At 70.1% G+C, this 21,072-nt stretch carries 19 protein-coding genes and 1 riboswitch; of the genes, 4 read left to right on the top strand and 15 right to left on the bottom strand.

Translation table 11 applies throughout. The features are described 5' to 3' along the window. Nucleotides 1-11: 11 nt before the first annotated feature. From QF034_RS35405 to QF034_RS35365, 9 genes are all read right to left on the bottom strand, one after another. On the bottom strand, nt 12-1,334 hold the full coding sequence (locus tag QF034_RS35405; protein ID WP_307178750.1) for a sulfate adenylyltransferase subunit 1: 1,323 nt from the start codon (nt 1,332-1,334) through the stop codon (nt 12-14). Between the two features lie 2 nt (nt 1,335-1,336). Then, a complete protein-coding gene (gene cysD / locus QF034_RS35400; protein WP_307178749.1) occupies nt 1,337-2,272 on the bottom strand; it encodes a sulfate adenylyltransferase subunit CysD in 936 nt (311 codons plus the stop codon). Next, nucleotides 2,269-2,817, bottom strand: coding sequence for an adenylyl-sulfate kinase (gene cysC, locus QF034_RS35395; RefSeq protein WP_307178748.1), 549 nt, complete (start codon nt 2,815-2,817; stop codon nt 2,269-2,271). Before cysC ends, cysD begins: the two co-directional genes overlap by 4 nt. Continuing rightward, on the bottom strand, nt 2,814-3,629 hold the full coding sequence (locus QF034_RS35390; RefSeq protein WP_307178747.1) for a 3'(2'),5'-bisphosphate nucleotidase CysQ: 816 nt from the start codon (nt 3,627-3,629) through the stop codon (nt 2,814-2,816). Before QF034_RS35390 ends, cysC begins: the two co-directional genes overlap by 4 nt. Beyond that, nucleotides 3,616-4,416, bottom strand: coding sequence for an amino acid ABC transporter ATP-binding protein (locus QF034_RS35385; RefSeq protein WP_307178746.1), 801 nt, complete (start codon nt 4,414-4,416; stop codon nt 3,616-3,618). Before QF034_RS35385 ends, QF034_RS35390 begins: the two co-directional genes overlap by 14 nt. Before the next feature lie 3 nt (nt 4,417-4,419). Then, nucleotides 4,420-5,274: an amino acid ABC transporter permease gene (locus QF034_RS35380; protein ID WP_307178745.1), complete on the bottom strand. Its 855-nt coding sequence runs from the start codon at nt 5,272-5,274 to the stop codon at nt 4,420-4,422. Between the two features lie 7 nt (nt 5,275-5,281). Continuing rightward, entirely contained in the window at nt 5,282-6,124 is an 843-nt protein-coding gene (locus QF034_RS35375; RefSeq protein ID WP_307178744.1) for an ABC transporter substrate-binding protein, read from the bottom strand. Continuing rightward, the gene (locus tag QF034_RS35370) at nt 6,121-7,437 is read right to left on the bottom strand and encodes an ATP-grasp domain-containing protein (protein ID WP_307178743.1); all 1,317 of its coding nucleotides are present in this window, start codon (nt 7,435-7,437) and stop codon (nt 6,121-6,123) included. Before QF034_RS35370 ends, QF034_RS35375 begins: the two co-directional genes overlap by 4 nt. 84 nt (nt 7,438-7,521) lie before the next feature. Then, entirely contained in the window at nt 7,522-8,520 is a 999-nt protein-coding gene (locus QF034_RS35365; protein WP_307178742.1) for a sulfotransferase family protein, read from the bottom strand. A 609-nt stretch (nt 8,521-9,129) separates the two neighbouring features. Between QF034_RS35365 and QF034_RS35360 the strand changes: the two genes are divergently transcribed. Further along, nucleotides 9,130-10,230 carry an ABC transporter substrate-binding protein gene (locus QF034_RS35360; RefSeq protein ID WP_307178741.1) on the top strand — a complete coding sequence of 367 codons (1,101 nt, stop codon included), beginning with the start codon at nt 9,130-9,132 and terminating at the stop codon, nt 10,228-10,230. A 43-nt stretch (nt 10,231-10,273) separates the two neighbouring features. Here the strand turns inward: QF034_RS35360 and QF034_RS35355 are convergent, their stop codons facing one another. Further along, nucleotides 10,274-11,464: an MBL fold metallo-hydrolase gene (locus tag QF034_RS35355; protein ID WP_307178740.1), complete on the bottom strand. Its 1,191-nt coding sequence runs from the start codon at nt 11,462-11,464 to the stop codon at nt 10,274-10,276. 125 nt (nt 11,465-11,589) lie between these two features. Here QF034_RS35355 and QF034_RS35350 point away from each other — a divergent pair, with 125 nt between their 5' ends. Both QF034_RS35350 and QF034_RS35345 read left to right on the top strand, forming a co-directional pair. Further along, nucleotides 11,590-12,768 carry a glutamate dehydrogenase gene (locus tag QF034_RS35350; RefSeq protein ID WP_307178739.1) on the top strand — a complete coding sequence of 393 codons (1,179 nt, stop codon included), beginning with the start codon at nt 11,590-11,592 and terminating at the stop codon, nt 12,766-12,768. 86 nt (nt 12,769-12,854) lie between these two features. Continuing rightward, nucleotides 12,855-13,469 carry a TetR/AcrR family transcriptional regulator gene (locus QF034_RS35345; protein WP_307178738.1) on the top strand — a complete coding sequence of 205 codons (615 nt, stop codon included), beginning with the start codon at nt 12,855-12,857 and terminating at the stop codon, nt 13,467-13,469. Nucleotides 13,470-13,478: 9 nt separating this feature from the next. Here QF034_RS35345 and QF034_RS35340 read toward each other — a convergent pair whose 3' ends face one another. Further along, on the bottom strand, nt 13,479-14,216 hold the full coding sequence (locus QF034_RS35340; protein ID WP_307178737.1) for a helix-turn-helix domain-containing protein: 738 nt from the start codon (nt 14,214-14,216) through the stop codon (nt 13,479-13,481). A 220-nt stretch (nt 14,217-14,436) separates the two neighbouring features. On the opposite strand from QF034_RS35340, the gene QF034_RS35335 reads away from it, so the two are divergent. Further along, nucleotides 14,437-15,534, top strand: a complete 1,098-nt coding sequence (locus QF034_RS35335) for a serine hydrolase domain-containing protein (RefSeq protein ID WP_307178736.1) — start codon at nt 14,437-14,439, stop codon at nt 15,532-15,534. A 208-nt stretch (nt 15,535-15,742) separates the two neighbouring features. Here the strand turns inward: QF034_RS35335 and QF034_RS35330 are convergent, their stop codons facing one another. The 4 genes from QF034_RS35330 to QF034_RS35315 all read right to left on the bottom strand — a co-directional run bounded on the left by QF034_RS35330 (nt 15,743) and on the right by QF034_RS35315 (nt 21,049). Beyond that, nucleotides 15,743-16,528, bottom strand: a complete 786-nt coding sequence (locus QF034_RS35330) for an SGNH/GDSL hydrolase family protein (protein WP_307180056.1) — start codon at nt 16,526-16,528, stop codon at nt 15,743-15,745. A 145-nt stretch (nt 16,529-16,673) separates the two neighbouring features. Further along, nucleotides 16,674-17,390, bottom strand: coding sequence for a DUF6250 domain-containing protein (locus tag QF034_RS35325; protein ID WP_307178735.1), 717 nt, complete (start codon nt 17,388-17,390; stop codon nt 16,674-16,676). A 192-nt stretch (nt 17,391-17,582) separates the two neighbouring features. Further along, on the bottom strand, nt 17,583-18,497 hold the full coding sequence (locus QF034_RS35320; RefSeq protein WP_307178734.1) for a M23 family metallopeptidase: 915 nt from the start codon (nt 18,495-18,497) through the stop codon (nt 17,583-17,585). A gap of 4 nt (nt 18,498-18,501) precedes the next feature. After that, a riboswitch (cyclic di-AMP (ydaO/yuaA leader) is annotated at nt 18,502-18,663 on the bottom strand. Nucleotides 18,664-18,973: 310 nt separating this feature from the next. Further along, nucleotides 18,974-21,049 carry an alpha-galactosidase gene (locus QF034_RS35315; RefSeq protein ID WP_307178733.1) on the bottom strand — a complete coding sequence of 692 codons (2,076 nt, stop codon included), beginning with the start codon at nt 21,047-21,049 and terminating at the stop codon, nt 18,974-18,976. Nucleotides 21,050-21,072: the final 23 nt, after the last annotated feature.

Below are 21,072 nucleotides of genomic sequence, written 5' to 3'. Positions count from 1 at the left end.
CACCGGCCGGCTCACAGGCCTCCCCCGCAGCCGTCCGTGAACGCGGCGCCCGCCATGCCCGCGGCCAGCGTCGCCCCGTCGGCCGGGTCGATCAGCAGGAAGGATCCGGTGCGGCGCGAGTGCGCGTATCCGTCCATCGGGAGCGGCTCGGAGGTGTGCAGCACCACCGTCGCGATGTCGTTGGCCGTCAGGGACTCCGGCCGGGGACGGCGGGCCGGCCCGTTCGCCGTGTCGATCCGGTAGGGCAGGTCCTTGACGACCGCCTTGACCGTGCGCGTGGTGTGCTTGAGCAGCACGTGAGCCCCCGGGACCAGGGGCCGCTCGTGCAGATGGCAGACCGTCGCCTCGATGCGGCGGGTGAGTTCGGGGGCTGCCCCGCTCGGCACGACCAGGTCACCGCGCGACACGTCCAGGGCGTCGGCGAGCAGGACGGTCACGGACTCGGGGGCCGAGGCACTCGGGACGGGGACGCCCAGGGCGTCGATCGCCGCGACGGTCGTCACGTGGCCGGAGGGCAGCACGGTGACGGAGTCACCGACGTGGAAGCTGCCGGCGGCGATCTGGCCCGCGTATCCGCGGTAGTCGGGGTGCTCGGCGGTCTGCGGCCGGATCACGTACTGCACCGGGAAGCGCGCCGGGTGACCGGAGGGGTCGCGGCTGACCGGGACGCTCTCCAGGTGTTCGAGGACGGTGGGGCCGCCGTACCAGTCCATGTGCGCGGACGGCTCGACGACGTTGTCCCCGGCCAGCGCGGAGATCGGGATCGCGGTGATCTCCGGAACGCCCAGCTCGGCCGCGTACGCCGTCAGCTCGACCGCGATCCGCGCGAACACCGACTCCTCGTATCCGACGAGATCCATCTTGTTCACCGCGAGCACCACGTGCGGGACCCGCAGCAGAGCGGCGATGGCCACATGGCGGCGGGTCTGCTCCACCACTCCCTTGCGGGCGTCGACGAGGACGAGGGTCAGTTCGGCGGTGGAGGTGCCGGTGACCATATTCCGGGTGTACTGCTCGTGGCCCGGGGAGTCGGCCAGGATGTACCGGCGCCGCGCGGTGGCGAAGTAGCGGTACGCCACGTCGATGGTGATGCCCTGCTCGCGCTCGGCGCGCAGACCGTCGGTCAGCAGCGCGAGGTCCGGGGTGTCCCGGCCGCGGTTGCGGGACGCCTGCTCGACGGCCTCCAACTGGTCGGCCAGCACGTTCTTGGAGTCGTACAGCAGCCGTCCGACGAGAGTGGACTTGCCGTCGTCGACGGAGCCCGCGGTGGCGAAGCGCAGCAGGGTGGTGGTGTCCGCCGGATCCTCGGTGGTCTGCTCGGTGGTCTTGCCCATGTCTAGAAGTACCCTTCGCGCTTGCGGTCTTCCATCGCCGCTTCGGAGAGCTTGTCGTCGGCGCGCGTGGCGCCCCGCTCGGTCAGCCGGGTGGCGGCGATCTCCGTGATGACCTGCTCGACGGTCGCGGCGTCCGAGTCCACCGCGCCGGTGCAGGACATGTCCCCGACCGTCCGGTAGCGGACCAGGCGCTTTTCCACCGGTTCCGACGCGGTGGGTCCGCCCCACTCCCCTGCTGTCAGCCACATCCCGGAGCGCCGGAACACCTCCCGTTGGTGGGCGAAGTAGATCTCCGGCAGCTCGATCCGCTCGCGCTGGACGTACTGCCACACGTCCAGCTCGGTCCAGTTGGACAACGGGAAGACCCGCACGTGCTCGCCGGGAGCGTGGCGGCCGTTGTAGAGCTGCCACAGCTCGGGGCGCTGGCGGCGCGGATCCCACTGCGAGAACTCGTCCCTCAGGGAAAACACCCGTTCCTTGGCACGCGCCTTCTCCTCGTCCCGGCGAGCGCCGCCGAACACCGCGTCGAAGCGGTGCCGGCGGATGGCCTCGGTCAGCGGGAGGGTCTGGAGCGGGTTGCGGGTGCCGTCCGGGCGTTCGCGCAGGACTCCGCGGTCGATGTAGCCCTGCACGTCGGCCACGAGCAGCCGCAGCCCGTACCGGGCCACCGTCCTGTCCCGGTAGGCCAGCACCTCCGGGAAGTTGTGCCCGGTGTCGACGTGCAGCAGCGGGAACGGGACCGGTGCCGGGGCGAACGCCTTCAGCGCCAGGTGCAGCATGACGATGGAGTCCTTGCCGCCGGAGAACAGCAGCACCGGGTTCTCCAGCTCGCCCGCCACCTCGCGGAAGATGTGCACCGCCTCCGACTCCAGCGAGTCCAGGTGGCTCCAGCACCGCGTCACCTGCGTGTGTGACTGTGCTGCGGTCGCCCGCGTCACAACAACCCCCTCACGATCAGCAAAGCGTGGAGCATCACGGCGGACTCCCGCACCGTCTGGTTCTGGGTCTCGATGCGCAGGTCCGGGAACTCGGGCACCTCGTAGGGGTCGTCCACACCTGTCAGACCGGTCAGTTCGCCCGCGGCCTGCCTGGCGTACAGCCCCTTCACATCGCGCTTCGCGCACACCTCCACGGGCGTGGCGACGTGAACCTCCAGATAGGGGGTCCCGCTCTGTTCGTGGCGCTTGCGCACGGCCTCGCGGCTGGCCCGGTACGGGGCGATCACCGGCACCAGGGCGATGATCCGGTTCCGGGCGAGGATCTCGGCGACCAGCCCGATGCGCTGGACGTTCGTGTCGCGGTCCTCGCGGCTGAAGCCGAGGCCGGCCGAGAGGAACGAGCGGATCACGTCGCCGTCGAGCACCTCGACGCGGTGTCCGTCGCCGCGCAGCCGTTCGGCGAGTGCGGTGGCTATGGTGGTCTTGCCGGAGCTCGGCAGCCCGGTCAGCCAGACGGTACAGCCCTGCTGTACGACGGCCGTCATACGCCCGCGCCCGCTTCGGCGGCCGACCAGTCGGGGCAGACCCGGGCGAACGCCGCGCGGAACGGTTCGTGCAGCTCAGGCGTACAGACGGCCAGGTCGGGCAGTGTCGGATCCGCCCGGTTGTAGCGGGGCACGCTGCCGTCGAGCCGGAGAACGGTGCAGCCGTAGTGGGCGGCGACCGCCGCGGGTGCCGCCGAGTCCCACTCGTACTGGCCGCCGGCGTGCACGTACAGGTCGGCCTCGCCGAGCACGACGGACGCCGTCTTGGCCCCGGCCGAGCCCTGGGGTACGACGTCCGCGCCCAGTTCCTCGGCCAGACGTGTGACGAACTCGGGCGGCCGGGTGCGGCTGACCAGCATCCGGGGCCGTCGCCGGACGGACGCCCGGGGCGGCACCGAATCGTCGGTGCACAGGACGGTGCCGCGGGCGGGCAGTGCGACGGCTCCCGCCCTCAGCTCGCCTTCCTCCCACAGGGCCACGTGCACGGCCCAGTCCTCGCGCGGGGGCTCGGCGAACTCGCGGGTGCCGTCGAGCGGATCGATGATCCAGACGCGCCGGGCGGCCAGACGGCCACGGTCGTCGGCCGCCTCCTCCGACAGGACCGCGTCGTCGGGCCGGTGCCGCTCGAGCAGGCCGGCCAGGACGGACTGGGCACCACGGTCTCCGGCGGCTCTCAGCTCGCGGGGGTCGGTGCCCGGCGCCGCCGCGGCTCTGATCTCCATGAGACGCGCGCCCGCTGCCCCGGCGCAGGCGCGCGCCAAGGCGTGGTCGTCGTGCGCCTCACGTGTGTCGTGTGCGTCAGTGGTACTCATGTGTTCTCCCCGTGCTGGTCGTGCCCGGCCCCACAGAGCCCTGCGGTCCGAGAACTCGGTGGAGGAAGGTGCGGGTGCGCTCGTGGCGGGGATCGTCGATGACCTGCGACGGCAGGCCCTCCTCAACGATCACTCCGGCGTCCATGAAGACGACGCGGTCGGCCACGTCCCGGGCGAAGGCCATCTCGTGCGTGACGACGAGCATCGTCATGCCGTCCGTCCCGAGGTCGCGGATGACGGTGAGCACCTCGCCGACGAGCTCGGGGTCGAGGGCGGAGGTCGGCTCGTCGAAGAGCATCACGCTGGGGTTCATCGCCAGGGCGCGGGCTATGGCGACGCGTTGCTGCTGTCCGCCCGACAGCTGCGCCGGGTAGGCGTCGGCCTTGTCCTCGACACCGACGCGGGCCAGGCAGTCACGCCCGACGCGCTCCGCCTCGGCGCGGTCCCTCTTCAGTACGCGTCGCTGGGCGATGGTCACGTTGCCCAGCACCGTCAGGTGAGGGAACAGGTTGAACATCTGGAAGACCATGCCCATGCGCCGCCGGGCCGCGTCCAGGTCGGTGTCGGGGTGGTTGAGGCGGACCCCGTCGACCAGGACGACCCCCGAGGTGGGTTCCTCGAGCAGGTTCACACAGCGCAGCAGTGTGGACTTGCCGGACCCGGAGGGGCCGATGACGCACACGACCTCGCCCGCCGCGACGCTCAGGTCGACCCCCTTGAGGACGTCGAGCCCTCCGTACGACTTGTGCAGTCCCGCCACTTCGACGGCGGGTCGAGCCGTGGCCATGCGTCAGCCCCTTTCGGCGCGGCGGCTCTCCAGCCGGCGCACCAGGATCCCGAGCGGGACGGTGATGAGGAGGTAGCCGAGGCCGGCCACCACGAGCGGGGTCGAGTCGGCCTGGTCGGCGGCCACATCGGAGCCGAACTTGGCGAGTTCGGTGGTGGCCGCCGTGACCCCCAGGACGAAGGCCAGCGAGGAGTCCTTGAAGAGCAGGACGAGCTCGTTGGTCAGCGGCGGCACGACGATGCGCAGGGCCTGCGGGACCACGATCGAGAACATGGCCCGGGTGTGCGACATGCCCAGGCAACGGGCGCTCTCCAGCTGTCCCTTGGGCACGGCCTGGATGCCGGCCCGGAAGGTCTCGGCCATGTACGCCGCCGCGACCAGGCCCAGTGCCAGCGCCACCTGCCCGTAGATGCCCCCGGGCAGCGCGAATCCGGGGAAGGCGACCGGGATCCCGAAGCCGATGACCAGGAAGATCACCAGCGCCGGCAGCCCCCGGAAGATCTCGATGTAGAGCAGGGCGGTCCAGCGGTGCAGCGGTACGGAGGACAGGCGCATCAGGGCGAGTACGAGCCCGAGCAGGAAGCCGAGGACGTAGCCGCCGAGTGTGTACAGGACGGTGTTGCGCAGCGCCACCGTGAGCAGGTCGGGGAAGGTCTCGCGGGCGACACCCAGGTCCAGGAAGTGCTCCTGGACGGCGGCCCAGTCGACCTGGAGCGCCACGGCGGCGACAACGATGACGAACACCGCGTACTGCACGGTCAGACTGATGCGCTTGCGGCGACGCGGACTGGAACCGGCCGTCGCGGGAGGTGGGGGAACGGAACCGAGGTTCAGGGGAGCTGCGGACGTCTTGGCCATGGCTCCCTCAGGACGTCGTGCTGTGTTCGGGTGCGACGCCGAGCCACTTCTGGTGGAGACGGGCGTAACTGCCGTCCTGCTTCGCGTCCGCGATCACGTCGTTGATCACCTTGAGCAGGTCCTCGCTGCCCTTCTTCTTCACCACGAAGCCGTAGTGCGCTCCGGTGCTGATGGGCTGTCCGGCGGTGAACTTCCCGGCGAGTTCGGGCTTCTTGAGCCAGCTGGTGACCACGGGGAGGTCCTGCACGATGACGTCGACGCTGCCCGACCGCAGGGCCGTGAGCTGCTTGCCGGAGTCCTTGTACTCCTGCGGCTCGATGCCCTCGTCCACCGCGGCCTTCATGCTCGTGGTGCCGGTCAGCACGCCGACGCGCAGTTTGCCGGCCCTGGCCTCGTCGAGCGTGGCCACCGGCTTGCCCGCGGGGCTCATCAGGCTGAGCGCCTCGTCGAAGTACGAGTCCGAGAAGGCCACGTTCTTCCTGCGCTCCTGAGTGATCGTGATGCCGGCTGCCGCGACGTCGCACCTGCCGGAGTTGAGGGCCGCGCCGCTGCGGATCGGGTCGAAGTCGATGTCGACGATCTCCTGCTTCACCCCGAGCCGCTGGGACACCTTGTCCATGAGCGCGATGTCGAAGCCGACGACCTTGCCGTTCCGGGTGAAGGAGAACGGCTCGTAGGGCACGTTGGTGCACACCACGAACTTCCCGGACTTCACCAGCGTGACGTTCTTGACCAGGGGCGACGCGGCCTTCTCGGCGCCCTGCCCACCGCAGGACGCGATGAGGAGGGCCACCGGCACCATCGCGCCGCCGACGGCCCGGCACCGTCTGCGGTGGCGCGTCGTCCTCACTGGGCCGTCAGCCCTTGCGCCTCGCCGGCGTCGACCACTTCCACGTCGAGTTTCTCGGCGAGGGAGCGCGCCACGTCGTGGACGACGGCCGGGTCCTGGCCGGGCTGCCAGGGGTGCCACACCGACAGCAGGCCGGTGAAGTCGAAGCCCTTCTCACCGGAGACGACGTCCGTGCCGGGCTTGGCCACGGGGAAGTACGTGCGGAAGTACGGCGAGTGCATGGCCTCGCCCACGCTGTTGCGCACGACACGGCCGTTGCGGTAGACGACCTTGGCGCACACGGTCATCCGGGGCGGCTGCTTCTGGTTCTCCTGGGCGAGGATGTCCTCGACGCTCTCGCCGCACGCCGCGCGCAGGAACATGCGCACGAAGTCGATGGCGTACACGTCCTTGATGTGCCGGTAGACATGGCCGCCGGAGACGCGGATCGAGAACTCGACAACCCGGTACCGGCCTTGTGCGTCCTGCCGCATCTCGGCGTTGAACAGGCCGTGCCGCACGCCGAGCGCACGGGTGATGCTCGCGGCGATGCCGGCGACCTCGTCCTCGCGCTCCGGGGTCTTGAACGGCAGCGTGTACAGGTCTTCTTCGAAGTGCGGGCCGGTCGAGTGCTTCTTGTTGTGGACGCCGCCGAGGATGAACTGCCCGTCGAGTACGACACCGTCGAGGGTGATCTCCTCGCCCGGCAGGTACTCCTCCAGGACCGCCCAGGACTCCGGGGCGCCGGAGAAGTAGAAGTTGCGGCCGCTCTCGATGTAGCCCTGGATCACCTTGAGGGAGGCCCTCAACCGGTCCGCGTCCCCGACGAGTTCGACACAGTCGCTGGCGGCGGCCCGGGTCGGCTTGACCATGAGCGGCAGTCCGTGGGCGGTGGCCGCCTCGACGGCCGACTCGATGTCGGTAACCGGGTGGAACCAGACCGACGGGATGTCGTGCTCGGCCAGGAACACCCGCTGGCGATGCTTGTCGCGGCAGATGCGGGCGCTCTCCGGGATCGCCCAGTCGAGGCCGAGCTCGGCGTTGGCCTCCTCGACGATCTCGATGTCCGGCTCGATGAAGGTGACGACGGCCGAGGCACCGCGTTCCCGGGCGGTCTCGACGGCGGCCTTCACGAAGTCACGCTGGTCCGAGTCGTGCGGGAGCCGGCGCACGGAGGCGAAGCGGGGATCGTTCGCCCAGGGCTCCGTGTCAACGGTGAGGAGGTGGGTCCGTATGTCCAGGTCGAGCATGGTCTGAACGTGGTCCGGCGACGTACTGAGCCCACGTCTCATCACGAGCACGAGGGTGCGCGGCCGGCTGGTGACCTTTGTCATGCGGCTTCGGAGCTCCTTGGTTCGGCGTGCGAGGAAACGAGAGCCCGCGGGCGACGGCCCAGGGGGAGGGTTCTGGGGGACGGTTCAGGCCTGGTAGCCGTACAGCTCCAGGGCCTTGGCCAGGCGCTCCTGCGCCAGTTGCCCGACCCGGGGCGTGAACGCCTCCCGCCAGCTGCCGATCTGGCCCTTGAAGAAGGAGAACGAGTCCCTGCGGAAGATCCCGTCAGCGGTCTTCTCGGGGTCCGCGTCGGCATCGACGAACTCGATCACGCGCCGTACGGCGTCGAGCTGGGCCTCGGCCGAGCCACCGCCCTGCGGGCCCACCATTTCCTCGAACGAGATGTTGCAGACCTTGGGATGGTTGAGGAGCCAGAGCATCCGCTCGTGATCACCGCTGCCCGGGAAGGCCGGATCCGACAGCGCGTAAAGAAGACGCTCCTCCAAGGAGCCCTTGGCCGCCAGAATGTTGTTGAAAACTTGAAACTCACTGAAGTTGCCGAATCCCTGGACGGTCTTACCGAGCAGGAAGTTCACCATCGACAGGACCATGTCGCGGGGGTCGCGGTACATGAAGAGGATCCGCGGCTCGCCGGTCCGGGTCCATTCTTCGATGAATTTCCCGTCGACCCTCTTGATGTCGAGTTCCGGAATGATCCAGCAGGTGTTCTCCGGCGTCGCGGAGAAAGGTGTGCCCGAGGTGCGCCGCAGGGCCTGATCGACGGCGTCGGTATGAGTGAGCTGAGCGCCGTAGCGGTTGACGAGAGGCATCCCGAGACGCTGTTGCCAGGCCCAGCCGAGCGCCTCCCATGCCTGGTCGGAGCCCGTCCGGAAGGCCTCTTCGCCCTGCACCTTGAGGGCGTCGGCCGCCTGGTCGCCGTGCACCATGCGCATGACCCGGTCACGGGTCGCGTCGGACAGAACGGGCCGGATTTCCTGCGGAATCCTGGACTGACCGTAGATCTTGTAGCCGAGAGCCAGCATCAGTTCCTGCACGAGATGGGTGCCGGATTTCATCAGCGAGACAACGACGACTCTTTCCGCCCGCATACCGCCGACATCCGGAACCTGTTGCTGCACAGTCATCCCCTCACTTGTCCGCCGATACCTTTTGGCACTCAGCTGACAACTCTGACTCTAATGTTGATCAAATCGTTGCAACTGCTTGACATCAATGTCAACCAAAGAAACTTCCACCCCATCCGTCCAGAGCGCCTTTCAGCCAAGAAAGTTCCACCATCGACGCCCGCACCACTCTGGCGGCACAGATAAGCGCTCCTTATGAGGAAAGTGGGGCGAACGGAACATTGCCTCGCCTCCGACACCAGGACACCCCTGCACACTCACGCCACTCATAACGTTTACTTTTTCTTAGCGGCAGCAAATAAGAGGAAGGGGGCATTCCGATCGGTGAAGAAAGGTGCACGCTGCAGTTTGCGAGCGCCGTCCGATTGTCCGAGACGCCCCCGTGGACGCACATCAATCCGGCTGATTCGTCAGAACGCCCGACTCACCCTTGACGAGGCCGAGTTGCCATGGACCAGCCGTGCCGACGAAGAGTTCCTCTTGAGCGCACGTTTGGCAGATGAGTACGCTGAGGCGGCCGGGGCGGCACGGCTGCTGCTCACCCATCTGCGGCCGGGCCCCGGTCGGGCACCTCCGCCGGTCTCCACCCCTGACCTCTAGGACCCCGCCATGCGCTCTGCCCCGTTACCGTTACCGCCCCTGACTCGACTGCTCGCAGCGGTGGCGCTCGCCATCGCGCTGAGCCTGCTGGCGGGATGCGGATACGGAAAGAACCGGCCGATCGCGGCAGACGCGGCCGGTCCGCCCGCCCGTGGCCCCAAGCTCTCCGTCGACACCGTGCGCATCGGCTACCTGCCCAACATCACCCACGCCACGGCGCTCATCGGCCTCGAACGGGGCTTCTTCGCCCGGGAGTTGAAGGGGACCGCCGTCGCTCCCCGCACCTTCGGCTCCGGCCCGACCGCCATCGAGGCCCTCAACGCCGGTTCCGTCGACATCGCCTGGACCGGCCCGTCACCCGCGATCAACGGATTCCTGCGGTCGGGCGGGGACGCGCTGCGGATCGTGGCGGGCTCCGCCTCCGGTGGCGTGCGGCTCGTGGTGAACCCCGACCGCATCCGCTCCCTGAACGAGGTGAAGGGCAAACGGATCGCCACGCCGCAAGTGGGCAACACCCAGGACGTGGCATTCCTGCACTGGGCGGCGAGCCGTGGGTGGAAGATCGACCCGGCGACCGGCCGGGGCGACGTCTCGCTGGTCCGCAGCGACAACCGGGTCACGGTGGACGCCTACCGCTCCGGCTCCCTGGACGGCGCCTGGGTTCCCGAGCCGACCGCCTCGATGCTGGTCGCGGAGGGGGCACGCGTGCTGCTGGACGAGGCGGACCTCTGGCCCGGACGCCGTTTCACCACGACGAACGTCATCGTCTCACCCACGTTCCTGGCGAAGCACCGGGACGTGGTCGACGCGGTCGTACGGGCATCCGTCGCCGCCACCACCTGGATGGCCGCCCATCCCCGGGAAGCCAGGACCGCGGCGGGTGCCCATCTCGAACGCCTGACGGGCAAGGCGCTTCCGGCCGCGGTGCTCGACGCCGCCTGGCAGGGGGTCACGTTCACGAACGACCCGCTGCCGCCGACCCTGCGCGCCCAAGCCCGGCACGCGGCCCGGCTGCACCTGCTCGCGTCGGACGACCTGACGGGGATCTACGACCTGGGCCCGCTCAACAGGGCGTTGCGGTCGGCGGGGCTTCCGCCGGTCGAGGAATGACTTACGTGACCACAGCGCGCGCCCGCGCCGCGGCACCACCGCATCACTTCTCGCCCGCGAGGTCGAGATCATCTGGAGCGGCCGGCGTGACGGCCACCGTCTTGGTACGTCGCCACGGATGAACAAGGGGCGCGGACACCGCCCGCCACCAAGCCTCCCCGGGGAGCTTCCCGGCCGGCTCGAAGGGCTCGCCCGGCCGGGGGAACGCCACGTCCTGTCCCGCCTCCTCGGCCAGGTCCTTCGTCCACTCCCCCGGCTCGGCCCAGGCATGGGTGGCGAGGTTGAACGTGCCCCAGTGGATCGGAAGCAGCACCCCGTGGGGCGTGCCTCCCTGGAGGTCGAGCTGAGCCTGGATCCCCTCCGGAGGCGTCATGTGGATGTCCGGCCAGAAGTCGGAGTACGCACCGAGCTGGATCATCGTGGCGTCGAACGGCCCGTGTTCGGCGCCGATCTCCTTGAAGCCGTCGAAGTAGCCGGTGTCTCCGCTGTGGTAGATCCGGTGCTCCTCGCCGGCGACGACCCAGGAGGCCCACAGGGTGTGCTGGGTGTTGCGCAGGCCCCGGCCGCAGAAGTGCCGGGCCGGAGTGGCGGTCAGGGTGAGGCCGTCGATCTTCGTCGACTCGTGCCAGTCCAGTTCGCGCAGCCGGCCGGCGGACACGCCCCAGTGCTCCAGGTGCGCCCCGACGCCGAGCGGCACGGCGAACTGCGTGTCCGTGCCGGCCAGGGCCTTGATGGTGGGCATGTCCAGGTGGTCGTAGTGGTCGTGCGAGATGACCACGACGTCGACCGGGCCGAGCGCGGCCAGCGGCAGGGGCACCGGGTGCAGCCGCTTCGGCCCGGCGAACGGGAACGGGGAGCAGCGCTCGCCCCACACCGGGTCGAACAGCACGCGCCGGCCGTCGATCTCGGCGAGCACGCTGGAGTGCCCCATCCAGGTCAGGCGCAGCCCGGTGGCCGGGGGCCGGGCGAGGTCGGCGAGGATGGTGGCGTGCACCGGCACGGTGCCCTTCGGGGCACGGCGGGGCCGGGCCTCCTTGTCGAAGAAGACCTTGGCGAAGTCGACGGTGGAGCCCGAGGGCCGGGTCCGCGCGGGACCTCCGGGGTTCTGGAAGACCCCGTCCTTGAAGTGGGGCGATCTGCGGATGCGCGCCATGCGCTCACCGCTGGGGTCCGCGCCGAACGCCCCGGGCTGGAACGCGCGGAGCCCGGAGCTCGGGGAACGGAAACCGGCCACGCTACCTCCAGGTGGAGTCGGTCAGGCTTTCCATTATGGTCGGCCCCTCCAAAAACACCGGGGCCCAGGGGTCCCATGACGGTGATACTGAACCAGTATTCAGTAATCACGGCGAAGGAGCCCGCATGGCCGGCCCCCTGCTGTCCCTCACCTGGACCGACCACCTCACCGGCCGCCAGGGCTTCCTGGTCGTCGACCGGCTGGTGCGCGGTGTCGCCAGTGGCGGTCTGCGGATGCGCCCGGGCTGCACCCTGGACGAGGTCACCGGCCTGGCCCGCGGCATGACCATGAAGGAGGCCCTCCACTACGACCCCGCCGCCCGCTACGTCCCGCTCGGCGGCGCCAAGGGCGGCATCGACTGCGACCCGCGCGACCCGGAGGCCTACCCGCTGCTGGTGCGGTACCTGCGCGCCATGCGGCCGTACATCGAGAACTTCTGGACGACCGGGGAGGACCTCGGACTCACCCAGGACCTGGTGGACCGGGCCGCGGCCGAGGCGGGGCTGGTCTCCTCCATCCAGGCCGTCTACCCGCTGCTGGACGACGAGGCGGAGGCCCGGCGGCGGCTCCGGGACGCCTTCGCGGTGGAGGTGGACGGCATCGGCCTGGACGAGCTGGTCGGGGGCTGCGGTGTCGCCGAGGCGGCCCTCACGGCGCTGGCCCACGCCGGGGTGCCCCACGCGGGGACGCGGGTCGCCCTCCAGGGGCTGGGCACCATGGGCGGGGCCACCGCGCGCTTCCTCTCCCGGGCGGGACTCACGGTCGTGGCCGTCGCCGACATCAAGGGGACGATCGCCAACCCGGCGGGGCTCGACGTCGAGGCACTGCTCGCCGCGCGGGATGCGCACGGCACCGTGGACCGCTCCGCGCTGCGCCCCGGTGACCGCGAACTGCCGGACGACGCCTGGCTGTCGGCCGACGCGGACGTCCTGGTGCCCGCGGCCGTCTCGTACGCGATCGACGCCGGGAACCAGGAGCGGATCACGGCCCGCTGGATCGTCGAGGCGGCCAACATGCCCGTACGACCGGAGGCGGAGCCGCTGCTCGCCGCGCGTGGGGTGACCGTGTTGCCGGACGTCGTGGTCAACTCCGGGACGAACGCCTGGTGGTGGTGGACGCTGTTCGGGGACATCGGCGCCGACGCCGAGGAGGCGTTCGCGCACACACGCCGCTCGATGCGGTCCCTGGTCGAGCGGATGCTGGCCCGCGCCCGGGCCGACGGCACGACACCGCGGGCCGCCGCCCATGCGCTCGTGGCGGACCGGCTGCCGGTCATGACGGAACGATTCGGCTGCTACCGCTGACAGCCGGCGGGACAGTGCCGGGCCCCGTGCCGTACCGGCCGAACGCACCGGTCAAGCGGGTGCACGCGCGTGTGTAGGGTGACGGCGTGACGAGAGTCCGGTTGAGCGTGGCGGAACGGCGCGGGGAGCTGCTGCGAGCCGCCGTCGAGCAGATCGAGGCACGGGGTGTGGCGGCGGTCAGGATCGCCGACGTGGCCTCGGCGCTCGGTGTGAGCAACGCGCTGGTGCTCTACCACTTCTCGACGAAGGAGAAGCTGGTCGCCGCCGCGTTCCGGCACGCGGCCGAGGCCGACCTCGCGCATCTGCGCAGGCTGCTCGGCCGCCGTACGTCGGCCCTGCGGCGGCTGCGGTCGGCCGTACGGTGGTACGCCCCGACCGGCCAGGCCAAGGGCTGGCGGCTGTGGATCGAGGGCTGGGCGGCGGCACTGCGCGAGCCCGCGCTGCGGGAGGTCACCCAGGACCTCGACCGGCAGTGGAAGGCGGCCCTCGCCGAGGTGATCACGGAGGGCATGGCGGCCGGCGAGTTCCACTGCCCCGACCCCCACGGCGCGGCCCTGCGCCTCACCGCCCTCCTCGACGGCCTCGCCGTCCAGCTGACGTCCTACCCGGGCGCGGTGCCGCGGGCACGGGCCCAGGAGTGGGCCGAGGAAGCACTGGCCCGCGAACTGGGCCTGGAATCGGCGGCCTTGACCCGGCCCTGACCGAGCCGTCTATCCGACGGTGCCGCCTGAGCTCGTCTCGGGTTTGCTGTGGAGCACCTCACGGGCCTGCTCTGCGGCACGGATGAGGCTCTCGGCGACGAAGTCGACGAAGCGGGCGATGTTCTCGAGGCGGGTGGCGGCCGGCGTGTCGGAACCGAGGACGCCGACGCCCTGCCGTGCGGCCGCGGCCAGTTGGGCGCTGGACCGGGCGCTGGCGATCATCGACTGGTAGAAGACGTCGTCGTCGACGGCGTAGCGCTCGCGGCGGCCCTCGCCGCGCTCCCGGCGGATGAGCCCCTGACTCTCCAGGAACGCGACCGCCTTGGACACGGAGGCCGGGCTGACCTGAAGGTGCCGGACGAGTTCGGACGCGGTGAGGCTGCCCGCGTCGGTGGTGTAGAGGCAGGTCAGCACCCGGGACATCATCTTGGGCAGGCCCTGCTGCATGAGGAGGGTGGTGAACATCTCCTCGTACTCGCGCACGGCCTCGACATCACGTCCGTGGGCCGGCGCGGGCGCCTGCGCCCCCCGGGGAGCGGCCTGCCTGCGCCGGTGGGTCCGGCGCTCGGTGGCGCGGTGGGCCAGGTCGGCACGGTAGGCGGTCGGGCCGCCGTTGCGCATCACCTCACGCGTGACCGTCGAGGTCGGCCGCCCGAGACGCCTGGCGATCTCCGCGTAGGCGAGACCATCACCCAGCCCCTGCGCGATCTGCTGACGTTCCTGCTGGGTGAGCCTGCCTCCCGGCATAGCGAACTCCTTAGCGCTCCTGGGTGCCGGCAGCATAGCGTTAATTGTCCAACCATTGCAACGATCGGACCTCACTCGTTGCATTGATTTCACAGCCATTGCAACGATTTCTCGGCCTTCACCAGCGATTACAACATCTGTACGCAACGACTGCGTTGCCGCACTCGCGAACGCAACGTAGCTTTCCATTCATCGAAACAACGAGCCCAAGGAGAGCACAATGGCGGACCGCCCGGAGTTGCAGAAGGCCATTCAGGAGATCGTCGATTCCGGTTTCACCGGGGTGCAGCTGCGTGTGCACGACGAGCAGGGCGAGTGGGTCGGCAGCGCCGGCTTGGGCGAGCTGGGTGAGAGCGCCGAGCCGCCGACCGACGGACACTGCCGGATCGGCAGCAACACCAAGACCTTCATCGCGACCCTGGTGCTGCAACTGGTGGCCGAGGGCAGGATCGGGCTGGACACACCGGCGGACGACTACCTGCCCGAGTTCGGGCTGGACCGGCGGATCACCGTCCGGATGGTGCTCCAGCACACCAGCGGGGTGTTCAACTTCACCGGCGAGTTCTACGACGACGGGACGTTCGCGCCGGGCATCCCCGTCACCGGCATGGAGTGGGTGGACAACCGATTCAAGACCTACCGGCCGGAAGAGCTGGTACGGCTGGCGTTGTCCAAGCCGGCGCGGTTCGAGCCGGGGACGGACTGGAGTTACTCCAACACCAACTACGTGCTGGCCAAGCTGCTGATCGAGAAGGTCGCCGGCTGCCCACTGGCCGATGAGATGCAGCGGCGGATCCTGGGGCCGCTCGGACTGTCGGGCACCGTGGCGCCGTACACCCAGCAGGAGGTCCCCGAGCCGCACGCCCACGCCTACTACCGGTACGAGGAGGAGGACGGCCGGCAGAAGACGGTGGACGTCACCCGCCAGAACCCCTCCTGGATCTCCGGCGGCGGTGACATGATCTCGACCACCCAGGACCTGCACACGTTCATCTCCGCGCTCCTGGCGGGCAAGCTCCTGCCGGCCCCGCTGCTGGCCGAGATGTGCACGTCGCATCCCAAGGCGGGCTACGGCCTGGGGGTGTTCGTCCAGGACACGGAAGCCGGCGGCACGATCATCACCCACAACGGCGGCATCACGGGCCACGCGGCGCTGATGTACAGCACGCCCGACGGCAGCAAGACCCTGACCGCCGCGCTGAACTACGTGGACGACGCAGCGATGTCCCTGGCCGAGCCGTTCCAGAAGGCGACACAGAGGCTCGTCAAGGAGGTGTTCGGCGGCGGTCGGACCGAGCGGACCGCGTCGACGGGCTGAGCCGGAAGGGTCGGGGAGCAGCCGAGACACGCCCGCAGCCGCGCACGCACGGAAGGGGACGTGGCGGGGGGCCTCCCGCAGCGGTTGGCGCGTCAACGCCAGTCAGTCGGTGTGTGACCCCATCGCGCCGTTCCGAGGACGGACACGCCCCGGCGCGGCCCCGACCCACAAGCCAGCCGCAGGCGAACGGCGGCCGCAGCCGCTGGCGTCACGCCACCGAAGCGATCCGCATCCTGATGTCCTCCGGCGACAGCGCCCCCTTCGCCGTCACGTGATCCCCCGACGACTCCCCACGCAGCCGCCGCCCGATCCACGGCACCAGAAACTCCCGCGCCCAGTGCACGTCGTCCCGCCGCACCTCGAGAGGCCCCCGAGCCGGCAGCGGCGGCCACGGCTGCTCCGGGTCCGCCGGAACCTCCAGCCCGAGCACCTGCCCCGCGCGGAGCGCCACCCGCGTGTGCCCCTCGGGCGACAGGTGCAGCCGGTCGGCGTCCCAGGCCCTGCGGTCCTGCACACTGCGCAGGGACCACAGGTCGAGCACCGGGCAGCCGTACCGGTCGGCGATGGCCCGGACATGCCCGTTGTACGTCGCGATCTTGCCGCGCAGGTGCTTGAGCACGGGCACCCCACGCGTGTCGAACCCGGTCGTCACCATCACCGTGCCGGCCACGGCGGTGAGCCGCACAAGGGCCCGCTCGAAGCGCTCGGCCACCTCGTCCGGGTCGGTACCCGGCCGGAGGATGTCGTTGCCCCCGGCGCAGAACGAGACGAGGTCCGGGGCCATGTCGACGGCCCGCGGAACCTGGTCCGCCACGATCTGGTCGAGGAGCTTCCCGCGCACGGCGAGGTTGGTGTACTGGAAGTCGCCTTCTGGCCGGCGGTCGGCGAGCAGGACGGCGAACCGGTCGGCCCAGCCGACGAACGCCCCGTCGGGGCCGGGATCACCGACGCCCTCGGTGAAGCTGTCCCCCACCGCCACGTACGACCCGATCACTGCTCTGCTGTCACTCTTCGAATCGTCTGCCACAGCAGCACATGATTCACCTTCGAATGTGACTTACGCGACCGTAGGAAGGGGTTGACGGACGGTGAGATAAGCCACTCCTAAAGTGTTCACCAACTCCGGAATAGGCCACCCGTCAGCGATGTCGGGGGGTCTGTCGCCACACCCGGAATCCCGCGATCCGGAAGTGACTCCACACGGTCCGGAAGCCGAAGTGCCCACCCGTGTACGGCTCCGGATCGCTGTAGTCGAACACGAGCCTCCCGTTGTTCCACCACCGCACCGTCGAACCGTCGGAGACGATCCGCACCCGGTTCGGCTCACCCGGCACCAGAAGCGGCTCGGTGTAGTCGTAGATCAGGGGCCGGACACCGGGCTCCCCGACGTACCGCCGCAGCCGGGTCGTGGTGTTGTAGTTGGCCCCGAAACCGGCGTAGTACGTCGTCAGGTGGTCGTACTCCTCCAGCGCCCCACCGCGCGGCGTGGCGAAGAGATCTCCCGGGGAGCGGACGTCGGTCGCGTTCCAGAAGTTGTTGAGGTCCGAGACCCGGTCGTTGACCCCGCCCTCGGAGACAGGCGTGGCGGTGTACTCAAGGACGTACGGGCCTTCGAGCCGCCGCCTGAACCACACGGTCGCCCCGCTCGGCACGTCGATCTCCAGAACGCCGCGAGAGGCGGTGACGGTGCCGCCGTCCTGGAGTTCGGTCGCCCACTGGCCGAGGCCGTGGCAGAAGTCGTCATGGGCGATGAGGCGATGGCGCCGGGGCGCGGCGTACGCGGCGCCCGTCGGAACGAGGGCCGCCAGGGCGGCTCCGGCGGCCAGGCCTGCGAACGCTCTACGAGTGGTCGGCACGGGACACGTCTCCTCGGGGATCCGCCTGGAAGGCTCCAGAAAGCGCTTGCACTCCGGTCGGGATCACTCTGTCCCAACTGCCGCCCGCTGTCGATCCCTTGGCCCGATCAGCACCCGCACACACCGAAGGCCGGACCCGGGGATCGGGGTCCGGCCTTCGGTCGCGTGTCAGGCGGGTGGTGGTGCGGTCGGTCAGCCGACGGAGACGCCGTGCGAGCGCAGGAAGGCGACCGGGTCCACGTCCGAGCCGTAGTCCGGCGTGGTGCGGATCTCGAAGTGCAGGTGCGGTCCCGTCACGTTGCCGGTGGCGCCCGACAGTCCGACCTGCTGCCCGGCCGTCACGGTCTGGCCGGCCGAGACGGAGAGCTGGGACAGGTGGGCGTACTGGGCGTAGTAGCCGTCGGCGAGCTTGATGACGACCTGGTTGCCGTACGCGCCGCCCCAGCCGGCGGAGACGACCGTGCCCGCGCCGACGGCCTTCAGCGAGGTGCCGGTCGGGACGACGAAGTCGACACCGGTGTGGTAGCCGCTGGACCACATGCTGCCGGCCATGTGGTACGGCGTACCGACGGTGGCACCGGTCACCGGGAGAGTGAAACCACTGGAGTTGCTCTCGGCGGCGGGCTTGGCGGCGGCCGGCTTGGCGGCGGTCTCCGCCTTCGGGGCCGACTCGGCGGCGGACGGCTTCGGGGCCGAGGCCTTCGGCGCGGACGGGGCAGAGGCCTTCGGGGCGCTCACCGCCTTCTTGCCGATCGCCAGCCTCAGCCCCGGGTGGATCAGCGACGGGTCGTCGCCGACGGCGTCACGGTTGTCCGCGTAGAGCTTCTTCCAGCCCCCGTCGACGTTCTGCTCGTCGGCGATCTTCGCGAGACAGTCACCGGCCCGCACGGTGTACGAGCGGGCGCCCGTGGCCTTTTCGGCGGCCTTCTTCCCGGCGGCCGGAGCGGACTGGACGGCCTTTTCCGGAGTCGACTGCGGGGTGGCGGCATGGGCGCCGGCGGCCCCCATGAGCGGAAGGGCGAGAGCGGCCCCACCGGTTCCGGCGACGGCGATGGAGCGGGTGAAACGCTGGGACTTCGGGCGGCGGTGCTTACCCTTCGCGGGCATGGCGAATTCCTCTCCGTCGCCTGCGAGGTGAGCTGTCGGGTGCGGACTGGAGATGCCCGGCCACGCGGAGGCGCGGCTTAACCCCAAGCCGTTCCGGGAACCGGAACAGGCGTCTTACCTGTGGGTCCCCCGCTCCTGCCGTACGTCGGGTCAGCGTGTGGGGCTCCGGGCGGCGGCAGGATTAGGCGTCCGTCCGGATTGGTGTGGAAGGTAAGCGACCAGGACGCAAAGGAACAAGCTTGCGGTTGCCTCTGACGGCGTTTTTCTTGACGCGCCGACACCTTTTCCGTCACGGAGCGTGGATTACCGATCTCCCGCATCCCGCAATACCCCTGAATAACGCCAGAATTACGTGCACATGGCAACAACACATCGTCACGAATATGACGATGCTCACGCACCCCGACCTCATCTCCTTTACAGTCGGGGCACGTTATGCCTAAATACCCGAAGCGCTCCCTATTCGGACAGAAGGGCTACTTGCGCTTAAGTCGGACGACAGTGGCGTCCAGATCCCCGCGCAGACCGACCCGCAGCCCGTGGTGGAGCAGCACGGCACCCCGGTGAACTTCGCCCGTTTCGAGGCATTCGTACGATGCCGCGGGGTCGAGGCCCCGCAGCCGGAGCGCCGGAACGGGCTCGCCGTAGCGCTGCGCCTGGAGCCAGGCGAGGACGACGGTCTTGTCGCCGAGGGCGTACTGCACGGCGCTCAGGCCACCCTCCGGCGGGCGCAGCCGGTACAGGTCGCCGCGCTGCACCACGGGCCTGATCTCCTTGTAGAGCTCCACCCAGTCCCGCGCCTCGGCGAGGTCCCGCTCCGTCCACTTCGTGAGGTCGCCGCCGACCCCGAGCACCCCGGCCATGGCGCTGACGAACCGGAACCGCAGGGAGCTGGCCCGCTGGTTGAGCATGGCGTTCGGGCTGTCGGTGACCCAGGCGGCCATGACCCGGGCCGGGTGGATCTGGCTGAAGCCGTGCTGGATCGCGAGCCGGTCGAGCGGGTCGGTGTTGTCCGAGGTCCACACCTGGTCCGTGCGTCCGAGCACGCCGAGGTCGATCCGGCCGCCGCCGCCCGAGCAGGACTCGAAGGCCACTTGGGGGTGGGCGGCCCGCAGCCGGTCCAGCAGGCCGTACAGGGCATGGACGTGGTCGACCCACAGCCGCTGCGGGTAGGGGTCGTCCGGCCAGCCTGCGTCGGTGAAGCAGCGGTTGAAGTCCCACTTGACGTAGTCGATCGGGGCGCTGGACAGGAGCCCGTCGAGCTGCTCCCAGAGGTACTCCTGGACGCCCTCGCGGGCGAGGTTCAGTACGAGCTGATTACGGAACTCCGTCCGCTTTCGTCCCGGTTGGTACTGCACCCAGTCCGGGTGTGCGCGGTACAGGTCGCTGTCCGGGTTGACCATCTCCGGCTCGACCCAGATGCCGAACTGCATACCGAGGCCGTGCACGTGCTCGGCGAGCGGCTTGAGGCCGCCCGGGAAGCGGTCGGGGTTGGGGGTCCAGTCGCCGAGTCCGGCCCGGTCACTGGTGCGCGCCCCGAACCAGCCGTCGTCGACCACGAACAGTTCGACGCCCATGGCGGCGGCCCGCTCGGCGAGCGCCCGCTGCTGCTCCTCGGAGATGTCGAACTCGGTGGCCTCCCAGGAGTTGAACAGCACCGGCCGGTCCTGGTCGGCGTCCGGGATCACGTACGTCCGCTGGTAGGCGTGCCAGGCGCGGCTGGCCCCGCCGTGGCCGCCGTCGCTCCACAGCCCGGCGAAGACGGGGGTCGTGTACGACTCCCCCGTGCCCAGCATCAGCAGGCCCGAGTCGTCGTACCCGGCCCCGCCGGTGATCTGCACGCGTGCGTCCGGGAGCTGGGCGACGGCGATCCGCCAGGACCCGGACCAGCCCAGGGCGCATCCGTAGACCTCGCCGTGCTCCTCGGTCGCGTCGGTGTCGAGCGCGACCCAGGGCAGGTGCTGGTGGCCGGTGTGGCCGCGGCGGCTGCCGATGACCTTCTCGCCGTGGGTGAGGCCGGAGCGTTCCAGCCGGGACTCGGCGCCCCAGCGGCCGTGCAGCTGGGACAGCCGCCAGGTGTCGCGGTCGGGCAGGGTCCAGGTGGCGGAGTCGGCGCGCAGCACCTCGACGGCGGGCCCGTGGTTGTCGAGGGTCACCCAGCGTTCGACGACGTCCGTCGAGGGGGGCATCCGGTAGTGCAGCGTGATGGCCAGGCCGCCGTCGCGGAAGCGCAGCCGCAGCTCACCGTCCTCGGTGTCATGACCCTCGTAGGTCCACTCCGTGCCGCGCCGCTCGCCGGTGCGTACGGACAGGGCGGGCCGTGCGAAACGAGGGCCGCCCTCGACCGGATACTCCTCGCGCCCGTCGAGCGGTGACTCGAAGGGCCAGTAGTCCGGCAGCGGCCGGACGGCGAGGGCCTCGGCGTCGGCGAGGCCGATCCGGGCGCCCCAGTGCAGGTGCAGCAGTTCGTCGCGGTCGGTGACATGGACGGCGTAGCTGCTGGCTGGCCCGGAGAGCACCCATGTACGACCGTCTTCGGAGATGTCCAGCATCAAGGCCTCACAGATTCGAACAG

It is taken from the genome of Streptomyces africanus, from assembly GCF_030816955.1.
Classification (GTDB): domain Bacteria; phylum Actinomycetota; class Actinomycetes; order Streptomycetales; family Streptomycetaceae; genus Streptomyces; species Streptomyces africanus.
Note: the sequence above shows the minus strand (reverse complement) of the source record. Positions and strands in the feature narration are given on the sequence as shown.

Bases quoted from the DNA above. Each gene is read 5' to 3' on its own strand.
- QF034_RS35335 (WP_307178736.1), top strand. From the start codon at position 14,437: ATGGCGGACCGCCCGGAGTTGCAGAAGGCCATTCAGGAGATCGTCGAT.
- QF034_RS35360 (WP_307178741.1), top strand. From the start codon at position 9,130: ATGCGCTCTGCCCCGTTACCGTTACCGCCCCTGACTCGACTGCTCGCA.
- QF034_RS35340 (WP_307178737.1), bottom strand. From the start codon at position 14,216: ATGCCGGGAGGCAGGCTCACCCAGCAGGAACGTCAGCAGATCGCGCAG.
- QF034_RS35350 (WP_307178739.1), top strand. From the start codon at position 11,590: ATGGCCGGCCCCCTGCTGTCCCTCACCTGGACCGACCACCTCACCGGC.
- QF034_RS35390 (WP_307178747.1), bottom strand. From the start codon at position 3,629: ATGAGTACCACTGACGCACACGACACACGTGAGGCGCACGACGACCAC.
- QF034_RS35315 (WP_307178733.1), bottom strand. From the start codon at position 21,049: ATGCTGGACATCTCCGAAGACGGTCGTACATGGGTGCTCTCCGGGCCA.
- QF034_RS35405 (WP_307178750.1), bottom strand. From the start codon at position 1,334: ATGGGCAAGACCACCGAGCAGACCACCGAGGATCCGGCGGACACCACC.
- cysC (WP_307178748.1), bottom strand. From the start codon at position 2,817: ATGACGGCCGTCGTACAGCAGGGCTGTACCGTCTGGCTGACCGGGCTG.
- QF034_RS35370 (WP_307178743.1), bottom strand. From the start codon at position 7,437: ATGACAAAGGTCACCAGCCGGCCGCGCACCCTCGTGCTCGTGATGAGA.
- QF034_RS35320 (WP_307178734.1), bottom strand. From the start codon at position 18,497: ATGCCCGCGAAGGGTAAGCACCGCCGCCCGAAGTCCCAGCGTTTCACC.
- QF034_RS35380 (WP_307178745.1), bottom strand. From the start codon at position 5,274: ATGGCCAAGACGTCCGCAGCTCCCCTGAACCTCGGTTCCGTTCCCCCA.
- QF034_RS35385 (WP_307178746.1), bottom strand. From the start codon at position 4,416: ATGGCCACGGCTCGACCCGCCGTCGAAGTGGCGGGACTGCACAAGTCG.
- QF034_RS35365 (WP_307178742.1), bottom strand. From the start codon at position 8,520: ATGACTGTGCAGCAACAGGTTCCGGATGTCGGCGGTATGCGGGCGGAA.